A 23,083-nucleotide genomic window follows, 5' to 3' on the forward strand; every position below is an offset into this window, starting at 1 on the left:
AGGGTTCGATGTCCGATATCCCATCTGTCCGGATCCCGGCTGCCTTGCCCGAGGGCGTCAGCCAGGCCACCATCGGCGTGCGCGGCGGTCTGCTGCGGTCGGAGTTCGAGGAGACCGCCGAGGCGATGTACCTGACTTCCGGGTACGTCTACGAATCCGCGTCGGCCGCGGAGAAGGCGTTCACCGGCGAGATCGACCGGTTCGTGTACTCCCGCTACGGCAATCCGACCATCTCGATGTTCGAGGAGCGGCTGCGGCTCATCGAGGGTGCGCCTGCGTGTTTCGCCACCGCCACCGGCATGGCCGCGGTGTTCACCGCACTGGGTGCGCTGCTGGGCGCCGGTGACCGGCTGGTTGCCGCGCGCAGCCTGTTCGGCTCGTGCTTCGTGGTGTGCAACGAGATCCTGCCGCGCTGGGGCGTGGAGACGGTGTTCGTCGACGGCGACGACCTCTCCCAATGGGAGGAGGCGCTGTCGGTGCCCACCCAGGCGGTGTTCTTCGAGACCCCGTCCAACCCGATGCAATCCCTGGTGGACATCGCCGCGGTGTCCGAGCTGGCGCATGCCGCCGGCGCGAAGGTGGTGCTGGACAACGTCTTTGCCACTCCGTTGCTGCAGCAGGGCATTCCGCTCGGGGCGGATGTGGTGGTCTACTCGGGCACCAAGCACATCGACGGGCAGGGCCGGGTGCTCGGCGGGGCGATCCTGGGCGACCAGGAGTACATCGACGGCCCGGTGCAGAAGCTCATGCGCCACACCGGCCCGGCGATCAGCGCGTTCAACGCCTGGACTCTGCTGAAAGGCCTTGAGACACTTGCCGTTCGGGTGGACTACGCGAACCGCTCGGCTCAGCGGATTGCCGAGTTCCTCGAAGATCACTCTGCGGTGCGCTGGGTGAAGTACCCGTTCCTGAAGTCGCATCCCCAGTACGAGCTGGCCCAACGGCAGATGCGCGGCGGCGGCACCGTCATCACCTTCGAACTGGACGCCGACGACGGCAAGGCCCGTGCCTTCGAGGTGCTCGACAAGCTGCGCGTCGTCGACATCTCGAACAACCTCGGCGATGCCAAGACGCTGATCACCCACCCGGCCACCACCACCCACCGTGCCATGGGCCCGGAGGGCAGGGCCGCGATCGGGCTGGGCGACGGCGTGGTGCGCATCTCGATCGGCCTTGAGGGCACCGAGGATCTGATCGCCGATCTGGATCAGGCGCTGAGCTAGGCCGTGTCCCGGGACAGCGCAGCCAAGAAGGCCCGCCGCAAGAAGCGGCAGGCCGCTCGTGATGCGCGCTGGGTGCCGCAGGAGATGGTCGAGCAGCTGGCCGACATCCCCGATGCCGTGGTCGCCGATCTGGCCGAATTCGATGAGCGAATCACCGAGCGCGGCTGGACTTTTGACGAGGAGCAATCCAACGACGACTACGCGGTGTGGTTCTTCGAGCCGTCCGGCGCGCCCGTGGCGGACGGTCTGCCGGTGACCTCGCTGTGGCTGGATGCGGCCGAGGACGGCGAGATCGTGCGCGTGGTGTTCGTCGGCAGCGTCGAGCGCTACGAGTTCACCCACGAGGAACTGTTCGCCGGTGCCCTCGACGTCGTCGAGGGCTACCGGGCCGGGGCGCCGTTGCCCGAGTTCGGCTAAGTCGTCCCGTCGGAGTCGATCACGCCCTGGGCGGACTGGGCGCGGTCCTCGTAGCTCTTGCGCTTGGCGGCGTCGAACTCCAGGAACACGTCGTCGAGGCCCAGCTTCTTGTTCATCCAGCGCCGGCCCTTGGGCGGCAGCATCTGCGCGGCCTGCGCGGTGAAGCGCAGCGGCGGCGGCACCGACACATGCGTCTTGGGCTTGTTGAGGGTCTTGACGATGGCCGCTGCAATGTCTTCGGGCTCCACCGGCTTGATCGCCCCGCCGGATTTGGTGCCCGCGATCAGGTCGGTGTTGGTGAACGGCGGCATGACCACGGAGACGTCGACCCCGTGCGGGGCCATCTCGTCGGCCAGCGCGGTGGACAGCCCGACGACGGCGTACTTGGCGCCGACGTAGACCACCTGGCCGGGCAGCGGGATCAGACCCGACAGCGAGGCGATGTTGATGATGTGCCCGCTGCGACGCTTGACCATCTCCGGCAGCGCCAGCTGGCAGCCGGTGAGCACGCCGTACACGTTGACCTCGATGTTCGACCGGATCGACTGCTCGCTCTGTTCCAGGAACGGACCGACGGGCATCACGCCGGCGTTGTTGATCAGCACGTCGATGTGGCCGCCGCCGTCGGTGCGGGCCTTGTCGAGGAACGTCGCGAAGGACTCCCGGTCTGTCACGTCGAGCGGGTAGCCCGAGACCGGACCGAGCTTGGTCAGTTCGACGACGGCCGATTCCTGAAGGGCCACGTCACGGTCACCGATCACGACGCGGGCACCACGGGCCAGCAGGGCCTTGGCGGTGGCGTAGCCGATGCCGCGGGCGGCTCCGGTGATCGCGATGGTCTTGCCCCTGATGTTGTCCATGGCGGCGAACTTTACACGTGTCAAGTTTGGGGCGGAAGGGGTCGGCGCAGCGTCAGCCGTTCTTCCGGTACTGGCTGGGTGTCGCGCCGGTGCGGGCGCGGAACGTGGTGGCGAAGTGGCTCGGCGTCGAGAAGCCGGCGTCCCGGCTGATCTCCGCGATTGATCTGGCGGTGTGGACCAGCAGCTGTTTCGCCCGGTGGATGCGACGGTCGAGCAGGTATTGGTGCGGTGAGGTGTGGAACGTGGCGCGGAACGTCCTGGCGAGTTGATCTCTGGTGAGCCCCATGTGGGCGGCGAGCCCGGACAACGAGATGTCGGAGTCCAGGTTGTCTTCCAGATACTCGACCACCTTGGCCTGCGACGACTGATCCCAGACCCGATCGCGGCCGTGCCGTTGCAGGAAGCCGGCAGCGATCCGCCGTCGGAACGCGTCGGCCAGCGATTCGCAGAGCAACCGGGCGAGCACGTCTCTCCGTCCGGCCACGTCCTGCATACGGCTGACGAGGTGCAGCAGGAGCGGATCGTGATGCTGCACGGTCGGAGCGATGTCGCGGTCACCGAAAAGATGCGTCGGGACGCGTATTTCGCAGAACTCCACCGCGCGGCCCTGAGCCAGGGCGGCATACTGCTGCCCGGCCGGGATGATCCAGAGATCGCCGATGCGGGGGATGGCCGGTCCCGACGGGCCGCGTTCGAACTCGACCTCCATCGTCGCGAGGTCGCCGGACCGGTGGACCACGAAGATGTGCTCGGGATCGCTGAACGTCCAGTCGGTCGGGGTTTCGATGGACTCGGTCACGAAGGCGAACTGCATCCCGTCGAACGGCAGGATCTTCCGGGACAGGTAAGTGCGTTCACTCGCCTGAGTCATGGGTACGGCTTTCCCGCAAGTCCGCAGCAAATTCGGAAGCGGCCGACGCCGGTGATTCCTAGAGTCATGGCAGTGTCCTTCGAATAGGCGGTAAGGACGCGTCTCCCGATCGCCCCGCTGACCTCCCTGCGTGCAGGGTGGGGCGATCGGGATTTTCCCGATATTGGGTCGGGGTGACCCCGATTCGGTTCTTGAACACGGTGCTGAAGTGGCTCGGGGTGGAGAAGCCGACGCTGAGGCCGATATCGGTGACCGACTCGGCTGTGGTGCGCAGCAACGATTTCGCGCGGGCGATCCGCCGGTCGATGACGAACTGATGCGGGGTGGTCCGATAGGCCGCGGCGAACGCGCGGGCAAATGCACGAACCGGCATCCCCAGATGGCGGGCGAGCGCGGGCTGGCTGGTGTCGACATCGGCGCCACGGTCGATGTACTCCAGCAGCCGCTGCTTCGCGGCGTCGCCGAAGGCATCGTCCACCGCGCCCGATCCCGCGGTGAAAGCCTCGATGAGGTGCAGGCGCAGGGCAGTGGTGAGGGATTCGGCCAGCTGCCGTTCGGTGATGTCCGTGCGACCGGTCAGTTGCCGGATCGACCTGGCGAGTTCGCGGGTGAGCGCGTGCCGGGGCCCGGTCAACGGCTGACCGGCAGTGCCGTCGACGACGCGGGTGGGGAGCGCGACTTCGGCGATGGTGCCGATGGACCGGTGGGCGGCGAAGCGCTGATCGGCGGGGATCAACCAGAGGTCATCGCGATGCGGCTGTGCGCTGATCGTGGCGATGAGCCAGTTCCGTTGCCCCGCAGACGGATGCGGGCGAACCGGGTCACCGCGGCCGGCAAGCTGGCCCATGGCGGAACTCCTGCGCGTTCTTGCGTACACATCACCTCACCCGGAGGTGGCCGTGTCTCGTCCGTGCCGGACGTCGTCTCGCGTTGAACTCGGGCAAATCCCGATGCTACCGGGTGGGGCAGGGTTTCGATCACGCTGATCGTGGACGGAATCCCGCGGGCGAATCTGCGTTGGAAGTGCTGTGGGTATAGAAACGGTGGTGATGTCAGCCTCCGTGAGTGGTGTGCAGTTCGTTGCGGCCGGCCTGGATGACCCGGTGGCCGCACCGTTGTTGGCTGAGCTTGCGGTCGAGTACTCGGAGCGCTACGGCGGAACGCCCGACCAGATGATGGTCTGGCTGCGCGGCAGCTCGGACGGCGAGTTCGCGCCGCCCGGCGGCGGGCTGTACATCGGGCTGCTCGACGGCGTACCGGTCACCGGTGGTGCCTTCACCCGATTCGACGACGAGACCGCCGAGCTCAAACGCATCTGGACCGACAGCCGTTACCGCCAACGCGGATTGGGTACGGCACTGCTGGCACACCTGGAACGTGAGATCACCGGACGGGGGTATCGGCGGGTCTACCTGACGACCGGTCACCTGCAGCCCGAGGCCGAGGCGCTGTACGGCTCGGCGGGTTACACCCGGCTGATCGCGCCGTTGCCTGCCGAGGGCGCGGGCACGGTGTTCCCGATCGCGTTCGAGAAGAAGCTGGCATGAACGTCCCGCTCTCGCTTCTCGACCTGGCGCCGATCAGCGCGGGGAGTGACGCGGCGACGGCTCTGCGCAACACGGTCGATCTGGCTCGGCACGCCGAACAGTGGGGTTATCGGCGATATTGGGTTGCCGAACACCATTTCGTCTCGGTGGCCAGCTCGTCGCCCGCGGTGCTGGTGGGCCAGATCGCCGCAGCCACCGAACGGATCCGCGTCGGCACGGCGGCCGTGCAGCTGGGCCACACTACCGCGGTCGCGGTGGTGGAGAGCTTCGGGACGCTGGCCGCGTTCCACCCCGGCCGGGTCGACCTGGGCGTGGGCCGTTCGGGGCAGAAGCGCGCCGAAGCGGCGCGGAACAAGCCCAGGGAGCCCAGGCCGCCGCGTGAGTGGCACGAGGTGGACGGTGTGGTGATCCCCACGCCCTACGACATCGCCGCGCTGCTGCGTGACCCGCGGTTGCGGTCCCGGATGGCCGTGTTGCAACAAACCGGAGCTGTCACACCGGATTTCGCCGAACAGCTGGACGACATCCTGGCCATGCTCGCGGGCAGCTATGAGGTGGGCACCGTGGTTCCCGGTGCCGGTACCGACCTGATGCCGTGGGTGTTCGGCAGCACCAAGGGGCAGAGCGCGCGGGTCGCGGCGGCGCGCGGACTGCCGTTCGTGGCCAGCTATCACATCACCCCGGCGACGGCGCTGGAGGCAATCGAGGTGTACCGCAACGGTTTCACCCCGTCGTCGTACTTGTCGGCGCCGTACGTGGTGGTTTCGGCCGACGTCGTGGTGGCCGACGATGAGGCGACCGCACGCCATCTGGCGTCCAGCTACGGCCGGTGGGTGTATTCGATCCGGGCCGAGGGCGGCGCGGCACCGTATCCCGATCCAGACGACACCCGGCCGTTGAGCGCCGAGCAGCTCGAGGTGGTCCGGGACCGCACCGCAACGCAATTCGTCGGTGACGCCGACCAGGTGGCCGCGCGGCTGGAGGCGCTGCAGCGGCTCAGCGGGGCCGACGAACTGGTGATCACCTCGGTGACCCACCGACACGACGACCGGTTGCGCTCTCACCAGCTGTTGGCCGAGCGATGGGGTCGATAGCGGCTAGGCTGGCCCCGAAGTGTCGTATCGCTGGGGGTGTATTTGCCGAGTGCGCAGGTAATCGTGGGATCGCTGCTGCTGGCAGCGGCTGCGGTGGTGTTCGCGAGCGGGGTGGCTTTGCGGCTGTTCATCGGCCGCCGGTCGGATTCGGCGCGGACCCGGGCGCGGATGCACGCCTTTCGCCGCACCAGATTCGCCCGCGTGCTGTTCGGGGCGGTCTATGACGACGAGGTGTTCGATCCCGACGAACTCGACCAGATGGTCCTGATGCCGACCATCGTGCTGGCCTGCGGCCTGTGCCTGACCGGGTTCTTCCTGCTGGGGTACCGCCTCCTGCAGCACTAGACGCACGCTCAGTCGTTCTTACCGAGTCCGGATGCCATGAACCGGCCGATCGACGTCAGTGCCCGCCGCCGCGACATCAGCCGCGTCTGCACGAACAGAAACGCGCGGCTGGCGAAACCGGGTACCACCGTCGGCTTGCGGCCGAGGGCGGCAAGCACTTCCGGCACCACGGCGGACGGCTCGGCCATCAGCCACCGCGGGTACTTGGACAGGGCGTCACCCTGGGTGTTCATCAAGCCGGCGATCACCACCAGGACGTCCACGCCGGTGCCGCGCAGCTCGTACCAGAGTGCCTGACCGAACATCAGCTGGAAGGCCTTGTTGGCCGCATACGCCCCGGTGTACGGGCCGGAGGTGAGACCGACGCCCGAGGACACGATGATGATCGCCCCGCGGCCGCGGTGGCGCATCACGGTGCCGAAGCGGTGGATGAGATTGGTGTAGCCACGCGCGTTGATGTCGATCATCCGGCTGTGCGTTTCCAGCGGCATGTCGAGGATCGGCGGCGTATCGGGCGGGGTGAACATATGGTTGCACACCAGCACATCGACCTCGATGTCCTCGATCGACGCCTCGATCGGTACATAGGGCGCTGGTTCGCCGAGATCGCATGTGGCAGTGCGTACTTCGGTCCCGAACTGGTTCCGGAGTTCGTCGGCCCGCCGGTCCAGGTCCTCGTCGAGCACGTCGACGAGGACGAGGTTGAGGCCTTCCGCCGCGAGTCGGCGCGCGAAGGCGTACCCGAGCCCGTGCTCACGCGCGGCTCCGGTGACGAGCGCCCAGCCGCCGGCGTAGTCGGAGATCTTCGACCGTGCTGCCATGGCTCAACCGTGCCGAGAGGCGGCGGAGGCGGCGTCGGCGATCGAGCCGCGCCATACCGGTCCGTGACCGGGCAGCATGACATCGGCCTCGACTGCCGCCAGAGCGGTCAGGCTGGCCAGGCAAGCCGCCTCGTCGTGGTTGAACAGCGCGGGCAGCAGCTGCGGGCCGGGCTGCTTGAGCAGCGGATGGCCGGTGACCAGGGCATCGCCGCTGACCAGGATCCCGTCCACGAGGTACGAGCAGTGCCCACCGGTATGCCCCGGGGTGGGCACCGGCACCGGCGCTCCCGGCAGATCGTCGGCGTCGGTCAGCGCCCGCGCGGTCGGTATCCCGTCGTGGTTCATCCCGCCCTTGGCGGTGATGGTGGCCGCCCACTTGAGCCAGCGGGGCTGCCAGATGTTGCGCACCACGTCGGCCGGAGCGGCCTGCTCGAGATACTCGCGTTTGGTGTGCCCGAGCTCGGAGCTGTGGCAGAACACCGGTGTGCCATGGGTTTTCGCGAGCCAGATCGCGGTGCCGAAGTGATCGATGTGGGCGTGGGTGAGCAGCACGCCCGCGATGTCGTCGACGGTGAACCCGAGCTGGCGTACCGAGCCGATCACGTCGTCACGCTGGCCCGGAAATCCGGCGTCGATCAGCAGGACGCGATTCCCGTCGGTCACCAGCGTCCAGTTGACCAAGTCGGTCTGGGCGAAGTGCACATGGTCGGTGATCGCGCTCAGGGCTGCTGCCATGTCGCGAGTCTAGGGACTGGAATGAAGTCTCCGCCGTCTTGAAGGAGGCGGTTTCCCTACTGGCGCCGTTGGTTAGGCGGCGGTTTTCGGGGTTGACCACCATCAACTCGCTCACAGCGGCGGTATCGTCCACACCCCTGACACGTGCATCGGGTCCTCGTCACCAAGTGTGCAAGGTCGGTTTGTAGAGCTGCGCAAAGTTAGTCGGTAGAAACGCACCCGTGGCGCACCCGTGGCGCACCCAAGGAGTAGAAACGAACCCGTGGCTGAACTCAAACTGGGATATAAGGCATCGGCGGAGCAGTTCGCGCCGCGGGAACTGGTCGAGCTGGCGGTGCTGGCCGAGGCGGCAGGGATGGACAGTGCGACGGTCAGTGATCATTTCCAGCCGTGGCGCCACGAGGGTGGGCATGCCCCGTTCTCGCTGGCCTGGATGACCGCGGTGGGTGAGCGGACCGAGCGGCTGGTGTTGGGCACGTCGGTGTTGACGCCGACGTTCCGGTACAACCCGGCGGTGATCGCGCAGGCGTTTGCCACCATGGGGTGTCTGTATCCCGGGCGGATCTTCCTGGGGGTGGGCACCGGTGAGGCGCTCAACGAGATCGCCACCGGTTACATCGGGGCGTGGCCGGAGTTCAAAGAGCGTTTCGCTCGGCTGCGGGAGTCGGTCAAGCTGATGCGTGAGCTGTGGCTGGGGGACCGCGTCGATTTCGAGGGCGAGTACTACCACACCAAGGGCGCCTCGATCTACGACGTGCCCGAGGGTGGGATCCCGGTGTACATCGCCGCCGGTGGGCCGGTGGTGGCCAAGTACGCCGGCCGCGCCGGTGACGGGTTCATCTGCACCTCGGGCAAGGGTGAGGAGCTGTACCAGGACAAGCTGATCCCGGCGGTGAAGGAGGGTGCCGAGGCCGCCGGCCGCAACGCCGACGATATCGACCGGATGATCGAGATCAAGATCTCCTACGACCCGGATCCGAAGCTGGCGCTGGAGAACACCCGGTTCTGGGCGCCGCTGTCGTTGACCGCCGAGCAGAAGCATTCGATCGATGATCCGATCGAGATGGAGAAGGCCGCCGATGCACTGCCCATCGAGCAGGTCGCCAAGCGCTGGATCGTGGCCTCGGATCCCGACGAGGCGGTGGCCAAGGTCAAGGACTATGTCGACTGGGGCCTCAACCACCTGGTGTTCCACGCCCCGGGGCACGATCAGCGTCGCTTCCTCGACCTGTTCAAGACGGATCTGGAGCCCCGGCTGCGCAAGCTCGGCTGAGCCCACACGCAGTTGATCCGGATTCTCGCGACGCTGCTCGGCGTGGTCGCGGCCGGGGTGGCCGTGGTGGGCCTGGTGGCGCGCTACCTGCCACTGGGCCGCCACAGCTCGTTGCTGTTGGCGACGGCGTCGCCGTACCTGACGCTGGCGGCGCCGGTCGCCGTGCTGTTGCTGATCCTGAGCCGGCGCTGGGTACTGACGGCGCTGACCGTGGGGTTGACGCTGGCGGTCGGCTACGTCCACGCCCCGCAGTACATCGGTCAGGAGTTCGGCCCGCAGAGTGCCGCGCCGGCATCGTCCCCGGTGCGGGTGCTCAGCTCGAATCTCGGGATGGGCCGCGGGGATCCGGCCGCCGTCGTGGCCGCGGCCAGGCGAAGTGCCGATGTCGTCGTCCTGCAGGAGCTCACCCAGGAGGCCGCCGACGGGCTCGCGGCGGCCGGGCTCGACACCACCTTCGGTCACCGGATCATCGATCCGCAGCCGATGGCCGGGGGAATCGGCATCTGGAGCCGGTTCCCGCTGACCGACACCGCCCACGTGCCCGGATACTCGCTGGCGATGGTGCGGGCGCGCGTGCAGCTGCCCGACGTGGCCGTCGCCCCGGTCCTGGTGGGCATCCACTTCGCCGCGCCGTGGCCGCAGCCGGTGGAGCCGTGGCGCACGGACATGGAGAAGTTCCCGACGATGTTGCGGGAACTGGTCGACGAAGCCGGCCCGGGTGCGGTGATCGTGGCCGGTGACTTCAACGCCACTCACGACATGCTCCCGTTCCGGGAGCTGCTGGCCACCGGCTACCGGGACGCCGCCGAGCAGGCCGGCGGGGGCATGGTCCGTACCTTCCCGGCCGGGCCGCGGCGGGTACCGGCGGTCGGCATCGACCATGTGCTGCTGCGCAACGCCGATGCCACCGCCGTTCGCACCGAGCTGATCCCGGGCGCCGATCATCTCGCGCTCATCGCGGATGTCCTTGTGCCGCAAGGCGGCTGACTTCAGGCGCTGCTCACCGAACGTTGCACGGCACCCGCGGTTCCCCGGCTGGTGGCGGTCAGCCGGATCCGGTCGGCGCGAAACAGGTCGTAGGCGTACTCGAACGGGCGGTCCGCGCCGTCGCGCGTCACCCGTGTGATCGCCACCAGCGGTTTGCGCTGGGCGATCTGCAGCCACTCGGCCTCCCGTGGGCTGGCCATGACCACCTCGATGGTCTCGGTGGTGGTGGCCGGCACCAGTCCGTAGCGGATCCGTAGCAGCTCGTAGAGCGATCCGCCGAGCGGCTGCTCGAGCAGATCCTCCATGGGCGCGGCGACGAAACAGGCCTGATCGAGCGACAGCGGCACCCCGTCGGCATACCGCAGCCGCCGGATCGTGAAAACTGCTGCCCCTTCCGATATTTCGAGGGCCTGTGCCTCGACGGCGGTGGCCGGCCGGCGGTCGGTGGCCAGTACCCGGCTGGTGCTGGTGTGGCCGCCGCTGTGCAGCCGTGCCGGCAGCCCGGTCAGTTCGGCCGCGTGGCGTTCGACGATGTCCGCGCGCACGAAGGTGCCGCCGGTGCGGCCCGGGCGCCGTTCCAGCACACCCGCCTGGCTCAACGGCAGCAGAGCACTGCGCAGCGTGGACCGGGACACCGCGAACATCTCGGCCATCTCGCGTTCGGTGCCCAGGCGTGAGCCGCGCCGGAGCGTGCCCTGCGCCAGCATGGACAGGATCCTTCGGCGTACGTCTTCGGCCACCGGGCCGCCGGGGGACTCGTCCATATCGGCTCGAGTGTGGACCAAATAGGCCGACCCGGCAGACCAAATAGAACACTTTTACACGACCGTAACGAACCCCGTTGATCTGCAAGTATTTAACGGTTGACCAAGCGATCAGGGCGCGGTAAGAATTGCCACCGTCGCACAACGAAGCCGTCGTCGACGACCGAAATCCAGACCAAATACTGGCCGGATAATTACCTCACTGGGACAGATTGGGACCCACTATGAGCGAGATCGCCGATCCTGCCGCTCCACCCCCACAGTCGTCGTCGGCGGCTGGCATTCAGCGCCTCAAACCCAACGCCGTCGGGTTGGTCGGCGTGATGTTCATGGCGGTTGCCACGGCCGCCCCCATCACCGCCATGGTCGGCAATGTGCCGATCGCGGTCGGCTTCGGCAACGGCGCCTATGCTCCTGCCGGATACTTCGTCGCCACCATCGTGTTGACCCTGTTCGCCATCGGCTACGCGGCGATGAGCAAGCACATCACCGCCACCGGCGCGTTCTACGGGTACATATCGCACGGCCTGGGACGTGTCGTGGGTTTGGGCGCCGGGTTCCTGACGGCGTTGGCCTACATGGTGTTCGAGGCATCGCTGATCGGCATCTTCTCGTTTTTCGGCAACGATCTGTTCAAGTCGTTCTTCGGCATAGACGTGCCCTGGGTCATCTTCGCCGTGGTGATGTTGGCCGTGAATGCCGTGCTGACCTACTTCGACATCAACCTGGCCGCCAAGGTGCTCGGGGTGTTCCTGATCACCGAGATCATCATGCTCGGCATGATGGCGTTGTCGGTGGTCTTCACCGGCGGCGGGCCGCAGGGCTGGTCGCTGGGATCGCTCAACCCGCTCAACGGTTTTCAGAGCCTCTCGGGTGAGGTCGCCGGCGTCGACGGCACCATGATCACCGTCGCCGGATCGGCCGGTGTCGGCCTGTTCTTCGCGTTCTGGTCCTGGGTCGGGTTCGAGTCCAGCGCGATGTACGGCGAGGAGTCACGCAATCCCAAGAAGATCATCCCGATCGCGGTGATCTGCTCGGTCGTCGGCATCGGCGCGTTCTACATCCTGGTCTCGTGGCTGGCGATCGTGGGCACCGGGCCGCAGAATGCGATTGCGCTGGCACAGGATTCGGCCACGGCCGGTGACATCTTCTTCACCCCGGTGCATCAGCATCTGGGTGAGTGGGCCGTCGACCTGTTCAAGATCCTGTTGATGACAGGCTCGTTCGCGTGCGGCATGGCGTTCCACAACTGCGCCGCCCGCTACCTGTACGCCATCGGACGGGAGAACGTCATCCCGGGCATGCGCCAGACCATCGGCGCCACCCACCCGGTGCACGGTTCGCCGCACATCGCCGGATTCGTGCAGACCGGGTTCGCCACGGTGGTGGTGTTGTTCTTCGACATCACCGGACGTGATCCCTACACCGGCCTCTATGGGCTGATGGCGTTGCTGGGTACCACGGCGATCATGATCGTGCAGGCCCTGGCTGCCTTCTCGGTGGTCTCCTATTTCCACGTGCAGAAACGGCATCCCGAGACGGCGAACTGGTTCACCACGTTCCTGGCCCCGCTGCTCGGCGGTGTCGGCATGCTCTACGTCATCTACCTGCTCGCCAAGAACGCATCGTTTGCTGCCGGTTCGGCCGCTTCCGACTGGATCTTCACTTCGATCCCGTATGTTGTTGGCATCGCGGGAATCGGGGGTGTGCTGTGGGCGCTGTTCCTGAAATACAGGGATCCGCAACGTTATTCCGACCTCGGGCGCACGGTGCTGGAGGAAGCGCACGAGCGCTAGCGGGGCGAAAGGACGTGCCATGACGTTCTCGAACATCATGGACTCCAACAGCTATTCGGGCGGGGTGTCCACCGATCCCGAGACCGACGAGCTGATCCAGGCCCGCACCCATCTGCTCGGCCCGGCGTACCGACTGTTCTACGAACGGCCGGTACACCTGGTCCGGGGCACCGGCAGCCACCTGTTCGACGCCGACGGCGCGCGCTACCTGGACGCGTACAACAACGTCGTCAGCGTCGGGCACTGCCATCCGCATGTGGTCGCCGCCATCACCCGCCAGGCTCAGACCCTCAACACCCACACCCGGTACCTGCACGAGGGCATCGTCGAGTATTCGCAGCGCCTGCTGGACACCCTGCCCGGGGAAGTCGACCAGGTGATGTACGCGTGCACCGGTTCGGAGGCCAACGACCTGGCCCTTCGGGTGGCCAAGATGTACACCGGCGCCCGCGGGGTCATCGTGACTCGTGATGCCTATCACGGCAATACCGAAGCGGTGACCGCCATTTCGCCGTCGCTCGGCGGCGCCACCACCATCGGTCCGCACGTGCGCACCGTGACCGCACCGGACAGCTACCGGGCCGGTGCCGAGGTGGCCGCGCGGTTCCTGGCCGACGTGAACGCGGCGATCGCCGACCTGCGCGCCGCCGGCCACGGTGTGAGTTGTCTGATCGTCGACACGTTCTTCTCTTCCGACGGGATCTATCCCGACCCCTCGGTGCTGGCCCCGGCGGTGGCGGCGGTCCGGGCGGCCGGTGGCGTGTTCATCGCCGACGAGGTGCAGCCCGGCTTCGGCCGCACCGGTGAGACGATGTGGGGCTTCACCCGGCACGGCGTGGTGCCGGACCTGGTCACCATGGGCAAACCGATGGCCAACGGCTTGCCGGTGGCGGCAATGGCCGCCCGCAGCGACGTCCTGGAGGCGTTCGCCCGCGAGGTGCCGTACTTCAACACCTTCGGTGGCAATCCGGTGTCGATGGCCGCGGCGGGCGCCGTGCTCGACGTCATCGCCGACGAGCAGTTGATGGCGAATGCGGCCCGGGTGGGCACCGCGCTGCGCGACGAGCTCGCCCGCCTGGCCGCCGATCACCCGCGCATCGGTGAGGTCCGCGGTGCCGGGCTGTACGTCGGGGTCGAGATGGTGACCGATCCCGATCGCAAAACCCCCGATCGCGCCGGTGCCCACGATCTGGTCAACGCGATGCGGGAGCGGCGCGTGCTGATCTCGGTCTGCGGAGCGGAGGGCAACGTCCTGAAGGTGCGGCCACCGCTGGTGTTCTCGATGGACGATGCCGACTGGTTCTGCACGGAGTTTGCCGGGGCGGTGGCGCAGCTGCCGGTGTAGTCGGGGATGAGGCAAGATCTGAGGGGATGACCGCGATCTACATTGCCTCGCCCGAAGGTGACACCGGTAAGTCGACCATTGCGCTGGGCATCCTGCACCGGCTCGCCGCGACCGTGCCCAGGGTGGGGGTGTTCCGCCCCATCACACGCCTCGGCGAGGATCGCGACTACATCCTCGAGCTGCTGCTGGCCGGCACCACCGCCGGGCTGAGCTATGACGACTGCGTCGGCGTCGGCTATCAGCAGGTGCACGAGGATCCCGACGCGGCCATCGCCGAGATCGTCGACCGGTTCCACCAGGTCGCCGAGCGGTGCGACGCCGTGCTGATCGTCGGCAGCGACTACACCGACGTCGCCACCCCGAGCGAGCTCAGCATGAACGCGCGCATCGCGGTCAACCTCGGCGCGCCGGTGGTGCTCGCGGTCAAGGGCGCCGACCGCACACCCGAGGAGGTCGCCCATGTGGTCGAGGTCTGCCTGGCCGAGCTGAACCATCAGCACGCGCACGCCGCCGCGGTGGTGGCCAACCGGTGTGACCCGGCGCAACTCGCCGCGGTGGCCGAGGCCCTCAAGCCGCTCGGCCCGCCGGCCTACGTGCTGCCGGAGGAGCCGCTGCTGGTGGCGCCGTCGGTGGCCGAATTGCAGGTGGCGGTGGACGGCACCGTGATCGCCGGCGATCCCGAACTCTTGTCCCGCGAGGCGATGGGCGTGCTGGTGGCCGGGATGACGGCCGAGCACGTGCTGGAGCGGCTCACCGAGGGCGTGGCGGTGGTGACCCCGGGTGACCGGTCCGACGTCGTGCTGGCCGTCGTGAGTGCCCATGCCGCAGAAGGCTTCCCGTCGCTGTCCTGCATCATCCTCAACGGCGGGCTCGAGCTGCACCCGGCCGTCGCCGCTCTGGTCGAGGGGCTGGGCCTGCGGCTGCCCATCGTGGCCACCAAATACGGCACCTTCGAGACCGCGAGCCGGGTCGCCGATACCCGCGGCCGGGTCACGGCCACATCGCAGCGCAAGATCGACACCGCGCTGGCGCTGATGGACAAACACGTCGACGTCAACGATCTCCTCGCGCAACTCAGCATCCCGATCCCGGCGGTGACCACACCGCAGATGTTCACCTACCAACTGCTCGACCGGGCCCGCTCCGACCGCAAGCGCATCGTGCTGCCCGAAGGCACCGACGACCGCATCCTCAAGGCGGCCGGGCGCCTGCTGCAGCACGAGGTGGCAGACCTGACCATCCTCGGCGAGGAGAGCCAGATCCGTTCTCGGGCAGCCGAACTCGGCGTGAACATCGATGCCGCCGTGGTCCTCGATCCCCGCACCAGCTCGTTGTGCGACCAGTTCGCCGAGCAGTACGCCGAACTGCGCCGCAAGAAGGGGGTGACGGTCGAGCAGGCCCGCGAGATCATCCACGACGTCTCGTACTTCGGCACCATGCTGGTGCACAACCAGATGGTGGACGGCATGGTGTCCGGCGCCGCGCACACCACCGCACACACCGTGCGGCCGGCCTTCGAGATCATCCGCACCGCGCCCGGGATTTCGACGGTGTCCAGCATTTTCCTGATGTGCCTGGCCGACAAGGTGCTGGCCTACGGTGACTGTGCGATCGTTCCCGACCCGTCCTCCGAACAACTCGCCGACATCGCGATCTCCTCGGCGCTGACCGCGGCACAGTTCGGCATCGAGCCGCGGGTGGCGATGCTGTCCTATTCGACCGGAACCTCGGGCACCGGCGCGGACGTCGACAAGGTCAGGGCGGCAACCGAACTGGTTCGCCAACGCGATCCCAGCCTGCTCGTCGAAGGCCCGATTCAGTATGACGCAGCGGTGGAACCGTCGGTGGCCGCGACGAAGATGCCGGACTCTCCGGTCGCCGGGCGGGCCACCGTGCTGATCTTCCCCGACCTCAACACCGGCAACAACACCTACAAGGCGGTGCAGCGCAGCGCGGGCGCCATCGCGATCGGCCCCGTCCTGCAGGGCCTGAACAAGCCGGTCAACGACCTGTCCCGGGGGGCGCTGGTCGAGGATATCGTCAACACCGTGGCGATCACCGCGATCCAGGCGCAGGGGCAGGCATGACGCGCACGCATGGAGCGGACGACGCCACGGTCCTGGTGGTGAACTCGGGTTCCTCGTCGCTGAAATATGCGGTGGTGAAACCGGATTCGGGAGAGTTCCTGGCCGACGGGATCATCGAGCAGATCGGCTCGGAGCAGGTGCCCGACCATGATGCCGCGCTGCGGGCAGCGTTCGACGAACTGGCCGGTCAAGGTCTGCACCTGGACACGTTGGGCCTGGTGGCGGTCGGGCACCGGGTGGTGCACGGCGGCAAGACCTTCTACCGGCCCACCCTGATCGACAGCGAGCTGATCGCCAAGGTCGAAGAGCTGTCGCCGCTCGCCCCGCTGCACAATCCGCCCGCGCTGCTGGGCATCGAGGTGGCACGCAAGCTGCTGCCCGATCTGCCGCACGTCGCGGTGTTCGACACCGCGTTCTTCCACAACCTGCCCGAGGCGGCCGCGACCTACGCCATCGACCGCGAGGTCGCCGAACGGTGGGGCGTCCGGCGCTACGGCTTCCACGGCACGTCGCACCAGTACGTCAGCGAGCAGGCCGCCGCATTCCTGGGCCGTCCCTACGATTCGCTGAATCAGATTGTGCTGCACCTGGGTAACGGGGCGTCGGCCTCGGCCATCGCGGGCGGCCGTCCGGTGGATACCTCGATGGGCCTGACCCCGATGGAGGGTCTGGTCATGGGCACCCGCAGCGGTGACGTCGACCCCGGCATCATCATGTACCTGTGCCGCGCGGCCGGCATGGATGTGCAGGGCATCGACACCATGCTGAACCGCGAGTCGGGGGTGCGCGGCCTCGGCGGCGACAACGATTTCCGAAAACTGCACGCGCGCATCGAATCCGGCGACGAGAACGCCCAGCTGGCCTACGACGTGTACATCCACCGGCTGCGCAAGTATGTCGGGGCATACCTGGCGGTGTTGGGCCGTACCGACGTCGTCAGCTTCACCGCGGGCGTGGGCGAGAACGACGCCGCGGTGCGTCGCGACGCGCTGGCCGGGCTCAGCGGACTGGGCATCGAGATCGACGACGCGCTCAACGCGTCACCGTCGCGGGATACCCGCCGGATCTCGGCGCCGGACTCCCCGGTGACCGTGCTGGTGGTACCGACCAATGAGGAGTTGGCGATCGCACGAGCGAGTGTCGCGCTGGTCTGACCGTGCGCGTACGGCGCAGAGTGTGCACGTGTGGCGCCAATTCAGCCGATATGTCGCCGCTGACGCACGGTGGATTGTCTTTGGGTGAGGGCCGCCCTCACCCGGCGGAGGATGGCAGCTGAACCGTCCTCGGCCACCACCCGGATCACGATCCAGCCGAGGTCCTTGAGCATCTCCAGTCGGCGAATGTCCTTGACGTACTGCCAACGGTCCGTCCGATGCTGGTCTCCGTCGTACTCGACAGCGACCATCCACTCCTCCCAACCCATGTCGAGGTAGGCGACAGGCAGCCCGTCGACGATGACCGGAATCTGGGTCACGGGCTTGGGCAACCCGTCGCGGACGAGCAGGAGCCGCAGCCGGCTTTCTCTGGGCGACTGCGAGCCGGCATCGACAAATGTGAGCGTGGTTTCGAGGCGGCGGAGGCCGGGCGCTCCCGGGTGTCTGGCGGCCAGCGTTTCGACGTCGCCGATCGTGCAGCCGGTCGCATTGAGCAATGCGTCCAGTCGTGCGACCCCCGCACTGAGAGTGCTGCGCCGTCCGATGTCGAAAGCGGTTCTCTCACAGGTGGTCACCGTGACCCCACGTAGCGAGACTGTCTCGCCGTCGAGGAGCACATCTCGCCGGGTGATCACACCGTCGGGGCCGCGCGGGTTCGTATGGATCAACTCGATTGCCGTTGTCCGGTCGACCCATTTCGTGCCGTGCAACGCGGCGGCCGCCTGTCCGGCGACCACACCCTTGCGTTGCGACCACAACCATGCACCAACAACGCGCTCGGAGAGCGTGGGCGCCATCTCGGTTGGGATGTAGACGTTGGGATACAGAGCCCTGAACCGGGTCCGCAATTGGTGGCGGTTCACGACCCCGGCTGCCAGGGCCTCACTTCCCAGGAAAGGTACCGGGATCGCAGTCATGGACGCAGATTCGCATCACGGTCCGACGTGCCCGCCGACTGTGTGCTCAGGGCGGGCGGGTTATCCACAAACCGCCGTTCATGCACAGACGACGCCTTGATCGCACACTCCGAAGCTCTCGACGAGCTCAGAACGTGCTCATCGGCCGCACGCTGTTGGCCAGGTCGACCAGGGCATAGCGATGTGACTGGGTGGGGGCCACGCGGGCCAGTGCCCGCAGCGACGCCTCGACACCGAGCTTGAGGCCGTGCTCGGTGAACGGGAAGCCGAGAATGTGGTTGCTGCTCGCCGAGTTGTCGGCCAGCCAGTCCATCGCGGTGCCCAGCACCAGCGCGCGGATCTGCAGCACCCGCGGCTCGGAATCCGGCAGGGCCTCGACTCGCCGGGCCGCGTCGCGGATGTTCTGTTCAGTGATCTCACCGGTGGACCGCCCAGACAGCAGGGTGACCGCGCTGGTCAGCCGGGCGGTGGTGAAATGCCTTGAGGTGGGCGGGACCTCGTCGAGAGTCTGGACGGCCTTGTCCCGCTCGCCGGCGACGGACTCGGCGCGGGCCAGGCCGAAGCCGGCCGAGATCACGCCGTTGTCGGTGCTCCATACGGTGTTGTAGAACTTGAGCTCGTCGGCGGTACCGGCCAACTCGGCCGTCGCCGCCAGGGCCAGTTTGGGTGCCAGCTCGCCGGGCAGGGTGTCGAGCACCTCGGTGAAATGCTTTGTGGCCGACTCATAATCGGCCGACAACATCTCCGCGACGGCGCGGAACCAGACCAGGCGCCAGCGCCATCCGACGCGGTTGGCCAGGTCATCGAGCTTGCGGGTGGCCTTGGCGACATCGCCCAGATCCAGCAGGGCGCGAGCCTCCATCAACGGCAGCTCGACCGATTCGGACACGTCCACGCCCTCGGAATCGATCGCCCCGTGGCGGGCCGCCCGCAACTGGTCCAGGGTATGCACGGGCTGGCTGAGCACGCTGGCCACCAGCAACGGGGCCCCGACATCGGTGCGGTCCACCAGCGGTACCGGCAGCGCCCGGACGATCTCCTGCGCGGTGAGCTTCTCCGAATGGACCTGGCCGTCGACATAAACGTCGGTGTGCGCGACCAGCAGATCGACCCCGAACGTCGACCGGGACGGGCTGAACACCGTCGACAGGCCGGGGCGGGGAACTCCGCTGTCGGCGGCCACCACCTCGCGCAGCACACCGAGCAGCTGGGACGACATCTCCTCGGCGCTGTTGAACCGGCGGCGCGGATCGGGATCGATGGCGCGGCGCAGCAACCGGCCGAACGAATCGTAGGTGTCCAGCACCGGGTCCTCGGATGGCAGACCGTCGACGTAGCGGCCGCGCCGGGTCCGCAGATTCAAGGTCAGCGCGGCCAGCGTGCGGCCCACGGTGTAGATGTCGGTGGCCACCGTCGGCCCGGTGCGTACGATCTCGGGAGCCTGGAATCCCGGTGTGCCGTATAGGTACCCGTAGGAGTTGAGCCGGGACACGGCACCGAGGTCGATCAGCTTGAGCTGTTCCTCGGTGATCATGATGTTCTCGGGCTTGAGATCGTTGTAGGCCAGCCCGATCGAATGCAGATAGCCCAGTGCAGGCAGGATCTCCAGCATGTAGCCGATGGCCTCGGCCACCGGAAGTCGCGTTCCCCTGGCCTGTTTGAGCGACGTTCCGCCGACGTACTCCATCACGATGTAGCCGACCGGATTGCCGTGCTTGTCATCGTGTTCGACGAAGTTGTAGATCTTCACGATCCCGGGGTGCGTCACCTCGGCCAGGAACTGGCGCTCGGCCATGGCGATGGCCTGGGCCTCGGCGTCGCCGGAATGCACCAGGCCCTTGAGCACGACCGGCCGTTCGTTCACGTTGTGGTCGAAGGCCAGATACACCCAGCCCAGCCCACCGTGCGCGATGCAACCCTTGATCTCGTACTGATCGGCCACGATCTCGCCAGGGGACAGCTGTGGCAGGAACGAATAGGCACTGCCGCAGTGCGGGCACCAGCCTTCGGACAGGGCATGGCCTTCGGAGGAGGACCGGCCGACGGGCTTGCCGCAGTTCCAGCAGAACCGCTTCTGCTCGGCGACCACCGGGTTGGTCATCAACGCCGTCAACGGATCCCGCTCGGGCACCCGCGGGATCTCGACCAGCCCGCCGCCCAGCCTGCGGATCGGCGAGAGGACCCGGGTGGCGATCGTGGCATGGTTCTGCGGTTCGGTGTCGCCCCCGCCGTACGGGCCGTCGTCGGAGTCGTCGAACTCCGGGCGGAACACCGCCTGGGTGGCCATCGGCCGCATGGTCGACCGCGAATCCATGTCGAGGTCTTCCAGGCTGGCCGGTTGCGTCCCGGGGCCTTCGTCGGTGTCGGGCGTGGCCGTGAAGTCGGCGTCGTCTTCTGGGGCCATCAGTCGACATACCTCGCGGCCGGGGGAGACGGCGCCGGGCCCAGCACCGTCAACCACTTGCGGTACAGCGTGTTCCAGGTGCCGTCGCGGCGAATGCGTTCCAGGGTGCCGTTGACGAACCGCACCAGGCCGGTGTTCTCCAGGTTCAGCCCGATGCCGTACGGCTCCTCGTTCAGGCTGGGCCCGACGATGTGCAGGTACGGATCCTGGGCCACCAACCCGGCCAGGATCGAATCGTCGGTGCTGACCGCGTCGGCCTGCCGCTGCTGCAGCGCCACCAGGCAGTCGGCCCAGGTCACCACCGAGACGATGATCGGAGACGGGCTGATCTGCTGGATCCGCTTGAGCGACGTGGTGCCGTCCACCACGCACACCCGCTTGCCCGACAGATCGGAGGCCTGCGAGATGTTGGAGTCGCGCGCGGCCAGGATGCGCTGGTGGGCCATGAAGTACACCGTCGAGAAGTTCACCTGCTTGCGGCGCTCACAGGTGATCGTCATGGTCTTGACCACGATGTCGACCTGACCGTTCTGCAGTGCGGTGATGCGGTCGGCCGAGGACAGGATGCGGTACTCGACCTGTGACGGGGTACCGAAGATGTCGCGGGCCACCTCCCCGGCGATGTCGACGTCGAACCCGTTGATCTGACCGGTGATCGGATCCCGGAACGAGAAGAGGTTGCTGCCGATGTCGAGGCCGACGACCAGCCGCCCGCGGTTGCGGATCTTGGTCACCGCCGCGTCCGCGTCGGCCTGATTGCTGAACGGCCGCAGGCTTGCGGTGCGATTGCACTCGTCGGTCTCCACCGTCGGGACCCGCACCGGCTGGGGCGCGAGTTCCTGCATGCCCGCCGGGCTGGGCGGAGCCAGCGTCATCGTCGGCAAGGTCAACGCCGGCGCGTTCTGGCTGCATCCGGCCACGGCCAGCGTCGCGGTGAGCACCGCCAACACCTTCTGCACGGTTCGTATCATGGCTGTCTCTTCTTCGCGCAAGCGCTCATCAGCGGTACTCACTCAGTCTCGGCCACAGCCCCAACGCCACGGCCAGCGCCGCGGCCAAGCTGAGCAGTGCGGCGCCCACCGTGGCGCCGGACAGCACCCGGCGGGCGTTGGCGATGTCGTTGCGCAGCTGGCTGCGGCCCTGTTCGATGCCCTTGGACAGCGCCTCGTCCAGCTTGTCGAACGCCGGCGTCGAATCGCCCTCGCCGGTGCCGAGTGCCACCTGCGTCGCGGCCTGGTAATTGCCGACCGCGATGTAGGCGTTGATCCGGTCGTCGGCCGCCCGCCACTTGGTGAGCAGTTGTTCGGCACCGGTCAGATCGCTCTTGTCGATGCCGGTGTCGCGGGCCAGGTACTGAGCGAGCTGCTGCTGCATGGCGTCGATGCGCTGGTAGTAGGACTGCTTGCGCAGGTTCTCGTCGCCGCGGCGGATCAGCGCCAGCGTCTCGTCGGCCCGGGCCTGCTGCGCGGTGATGGCCAGGTTGGTCACCGTCTTGAGCGATTCGGCGGCGGTCTCCTTGGCGCTGCGGCTGTCGGAGGTGGAGATCACCAGGGCGGTGGTCACCCAGATCAGCATGATCAGCACCGCCATGCCGCCGGCCACGAAGCCGATGTTCACCCGGCGCCGCGTGCGCCGGGCCAGCCACCGGTTGGCGAACGCGCCGAACATCAACGTGGCCAGCACCACCAGCATCACCGGAGCCGGGATCCGCGTCGAGGCCGTCGTCTCGGCGTCCACCCGCGCCGAGGTCTCCTCGTACAGCCGCTGCGCCTCGGGCAGGATCTGGGACTGCATCAGCGCCGAGGCTTCCGACAGATAGGACGAACCGACCGGGTTGCCGGCGCGGTTGTTGGTGCGCGCGGTCTCCACCAGGCCGGTGTAGACCGCCAGCCGGGCGTTGATCCGGCCGAGCAGCTGCACCAGCGCCTCGTCGGTCAGCCCGCTCGACGCACGCGTCACCGCGACCGAGGCGTCGGTGATGGCCTGCTCGTAGCGCTGGCGCACATCGCGTGGCTCGGCCCCGGCGATGAAGGCCGTGGCCGCGGCGGCGTCGGCGACCGGCAGGGGGGTGTAGAGCTGGCCCGCCGCGAACGACAACGGCTCGGTGTGATCGAGGACGGTGGTCAACGCCTGCTGGCGGTCGTTGATGGTGGTGGACGTCGCGAACGCGGAGGCGATCACCAGCCCGGCGAGCACCACGCCGATGGTCAGGATGCGGCCCGGCGTGGTCCACAGAAACCACCACCGCGGATGGGCAGGAGTGGTCGGCGACCGGGACGCGAGCGGTTCGGTCGAGGGATGTGCCAACTCCACAGTCACCTGCGCACGGACCTCATTTAGTTTCGGTGCCTACAGCTGCCCCAACACTATAAAAAAATTCTAAGAGGGCGGCGTTTAGGCTCGCGGAGAAATTGCGCCCCACCGAATCTGGCGACGTTCCCTA

Annotated in this window: 21 protein-coding genes; 11 read left to right on the plus strand and 10 right to left on the minus strand. The window is 67.5% G+C overall.

The annotated features are described in order from the left end of the window. Nucleotides 1–8 precede the first annotated feature (8 nt). Together BN4332_RS27075 and BN4332_RS27080 are read left to right on the plus strand one after the other, a co-directional pair. On the plus strand, nucleotides 9–1,223 hold the full coding sequence (locus tag BN4332_RS27075; protein ID WP_066902510.1) for an O-succinylhomoserine sulfhydrylase: 1,215 nt from the start codon (nucleotides 9–11) through the stop codon (nucleotides 1,221–1,223). Nucleotides 1,224–1,226: 3 nt separating this feature from the next. Further along, entirely contained in the window at nucleotides 1,227–1,640 is a 414-nt protein-coding gene (locus BN4332_RS27080; protein ID WP_066902512.1) for a hypothetical protein, read from the plus strand. On the opposite strand, the gene BN4332_RS27085 is transcribed toward BN4332_RS27080, so the two are convergent. The 3 genes from BN4332_RS27085 to BN4332_RS27095 form a co-directional block, all read right to left on the minus strand. Beyond that, nucleotides 1,637–2,500: an SDR family oxidoreductase gene (locus BN4332_RS27085; RefSeq protein ID WP_066902514.1), complete on the minus strand. Its 864-nt coding sequence runs from the start codon at nucleotides 2,498–2,500 to the stop codon at nucleotides 1,637–1,639. The genes BN4332_RS27080 and BN4332_RS27085 overlap by 4 nt on opposite strands. 52 nt (nucleotides 2,501–2,552) lie before the next feature. After that, nucleotides 2,553–3,371 (minus strand): helix-turn-helix domain-containing protein, encoded by an 819-nt coding sequence (locus BN4332_RS27090; RefSeq protein WP_066902516.1) that lies wholly within the window; start codon nucleotides 3,369–3,371, stop codon nucleotides 2,553–2,555. A 64-nt stretch (nucleotides 3,372–3,435) separates the two neighbouring features. Continuing rightward, a complete protein-coding gene (locus BN4332_RS27095; protein WP_066902518.1) occupies nucleotides 3,436–4,218 on the minus strand; it encodes a helix-turn-helix transcriptional regulator in 783 nt (260 codons plus the stop codon). 202 nt (nucleotides 4,219–4,420) lie between these two features. Here BN4332_RS27095 and BN4332_RS27100 point away from each other — a divergent pair, with 202 nt between their 5' ends. The 3 genes from BN4332_RS27100 to BN4332_RS27110 all read left to right on the plus strand — a co-directional run bounded on the left by BN4332_RS27100 (nucleotide 4,421) and on the right by BN4332_RS27110 (nucleotide 6,357). Next, nucleotides 4,421–4,918: a GNAT family N-acetyltransferase gene (locus BN4332_RS27100; RefSeq protein WP_066902520.1), complete on the plus strand. Its 498-nt coding sequence runs from the start codon at nucleotides 4,421–4,423 to the stop codon at nucleotides 4,916–4,918. Then, a complete protein-coding gene (locus BN4332_RS27105; protein ID WP_066902522.1) occupies nucleotides 4,915–6,012 on the plus strand; it encodes an LLM class flavin-dependent oxidoreductase in 1,098 nt (365 codons plus the stop codon). Before BN4332_RS27100 ends, BN4332_RS27105 begins: the two co-directional genes overlap by 4 nt. 63 nt (nucleotides 6,013–6,075) lie before the next feature. Beyond that, nucleotides 6,076–6,357 carry a hypothetical protein gene (locus BN4332_RS27110; RefSeq protein WP_235654213.1) on the plus strand — a complete coding sequence of 94 codons (282 nt, stop codon included), beginning with the start codon at nucleotides 6,076–6,078 and terminating at the stop codon, nucleotides 6,355–6,357. An 8-nt stretch (nucleotides 6,358–6,365) separates the two neighbouring features. On the opposite strand, the gene BN4332_RS27115 is transcribed toward BN4332_RS27110, so the two are convergent. Together BN4332_RS27115 and BN4332_RS27120 are read right to left on the minus strand one after the other, a co-directional pair. Further along, a complete protein-coding gene (locus BN4332_RS27115; protein WP_066902526.1) occupies nucleotides 6,366–7,178 on the minus strand; it encodes an SDR family NAD(P)-dependent oxidoreductase in 813 nt (270 codons plus the stop codon). Between the two features lie 3 nt (nucleotides 7,179–7,181). Beyond that, on the minus strand, nucleotides 7,182–7,913 hold the full coding sequence (locus BN4332_RS27120) for an MBL fold metallo-hydrolase (protein WP_066902528.1): 732 nt from the start codon (nucleotides 7,911–7,913) through the stop codon (nucleotides 7,182–7,184). Nucleotides 7,914–8,175: 262 nt separating this feature from the next. Here BN4332_RS27120 and fgd point away from each other — a divergent pair, with 262 nt between their 5' ends. Further along, a complete protein-coding gene (gene fgd / locus BN4332_RS27125) occupies nucleotides 8,176–9,186 on the plus strand; it encodes a glucose-6-phosphate dehydrogenase (coenzyme-F420) (protein WP_066902530.1) in 1,011 nt (336 codons plus the stop codon). A 12-nt stretch (nucleotides 9,187–9,198) separates the two neighbouring features. Further along, nucleotides 9,199–10,173 (plus strand): endonuclease/exonuclease/phosphatase family protein, encoded by a 975-nt coding sequence (locus tag BN4332_RS27130; RefSeq protein WP_066902532.1) that lies wholly within the window; start codon nucleotides 9,199–9,201, stop codon nucleotides 10,171–10,173. A gap of 2 nt (nucleotides 10,174–10,175) precedes the next feature. Here the strand turns inward: BN4332_RS27130 and BN4332_RS27135 are convergent, their stop codons facing one another. Further along, nucleotides 10,176–10,937 (minus strand): GntR family transcriptional regulator, encoded by a 762-nt coding sequence (locus tag BN4332_RS27135; RefSeq protein ID WP_066902534.1) that lies wholly within the window; start codon nucleotides 10,935–10,937, stop codon nucleotides 10,176–10,178. A 224-nt stretch (nucleotides 10,938–11,161) separates the two neighbouring features. Here BN4332_RS27135 and BN4332_RS27140 point away from each other — a divergent pair, with 224 nt between their 5' ends. From BN4332_RS27140 to BN4332_RS27155, 4 genes are read left to right on the plus strand one after another with little or no spacing between them, the layout of a single operon-like run. Further along, nucleotides 11,162–12,733 (plus strand): APC family permease, encoded by a 1,572-nt coding sequence (locus tag BN4332_RS27140; RefSeq protein ID WP_066902536.1) that lies wholly within the window; start codon nucleotides 11,162–11,164, stop codon nucleotides 12,731–12,733. A 19-nt stretch (nucleotides 12,734–12,752) separates the two neighbouring features. Then, nucleotides 12,753–14,078, plus strand: coding sequence for an aspartate aminotransferase family protein (locus tag BN4332_RS27145; RefSeq protein ID WP_066902538.1), 1,326 nt, complete (start codon nucleotides 12,753–12,755; stop codon nucleotides 14,076–14,078). 26 nt (nucleotides 14,079–14,104) lie between these two features. Further along, nucleotides 14,105–16,165 (plus strand): phosphate acetyltransferase, encoded by a 2,061-nt coding sequence (gene pta / locus BN4332_RS27150; RefSeq protein ID WP_066902540.1) that lies wholly within the window; start codon nucleotides 14,105–14,107, stop codon nucleotides 16,163–16,165. Beyond that, the gene (locus BN4332_RS27155; protein WP_066902542.1) at nucleotides 16,162–17,319 is read left to right on the plus strand and encodes an acetate kinase; all 1,158 of its coding nucleotides are present in this window, start codon (nucleotides 16,162–16,164) and stop codon (nucleotides 17,317–17,319) included. Before pta ends, BN4332_RS27155 begins: the two co-directional genes overlap by 4 nt. A 41-nt stretch (nucleotides 17,320–17,360) precedes the next feature. Here BN4332_RS27155 and BN4332_RS27160 read toward each other — a convergent pair whose 3' ends face one another. The 4 genes from BN4332_RS27160 to glnX all read right to left on the minus strand — a co-directional run bounded on the left by BN4332_RS27160 (nucleotide 17,361) and on the right by glnX (nucleotide 22,959). After that, a complete protein-coding gene (locus BN4332_RS27160) occupies nucleotides 17,361–18,236 on the minus strand; it encodes an endonuclease domain-containing protein (protein WP_066902544.1) in 876 nt (291 codons plus the stop codon). Between the two features lie 127 nt (nucleotides 18,237–18,363). Beyond that, entirely contained in the window at nucleotides 18,364–20,640 is a 2,277-nt protein-coding gene (locus tag BN4332_RS27165) for a serine/threonine-protein kinase PknG (RefSeq protein ID WP_066902546.1), read from the minus strand. Next, nucleotides 20,640–21,611 carry a glutamate ABC transporter substrate-binding protein gene (locus BN4332_RS27170; protein WP_066902549.1) on the minus strand — a complete coding sequence of 324 codons (972 nt, stop codon included), beginning with the start codon at nucleotides 21,609–21,611 and terminating at the stop codon, nucleotides 20,640–20,642. The genes BN4332_RS27165 and BN4332_RS27170 overlap by 1 nt, the downstream gene beginning before the upstream one ends. A gap of 28 nt (nucleotides 21,612–21,639) precedes the next feature. Continuing rightward, nucleotides 21,640–22,959 (minus strand): protein kinase G-activating protein GlnX, encoded by a 1,320-nt coding sequence (gene glnX, locus BN4332_RS27175; RefSeq protein WP_066902551.1) that lies wholly within the window; start codon nucleotides 22,957–22,959, stop codon nucleotides 21,640–21,642. Between the last annotated feature and the right edge of the window lie 124 nt (nucleotides 22,960–23,083).

Source organism: Mycolicibacterium houstonense (assembly GCF_900078665.2).
Classification (GTDB): Bacteria; Actinomycetota; Actinomycetes; order Mycobacteriales; family Mycobacteriaceae; genus Mycobacterium; species Mycobacterium houstonense.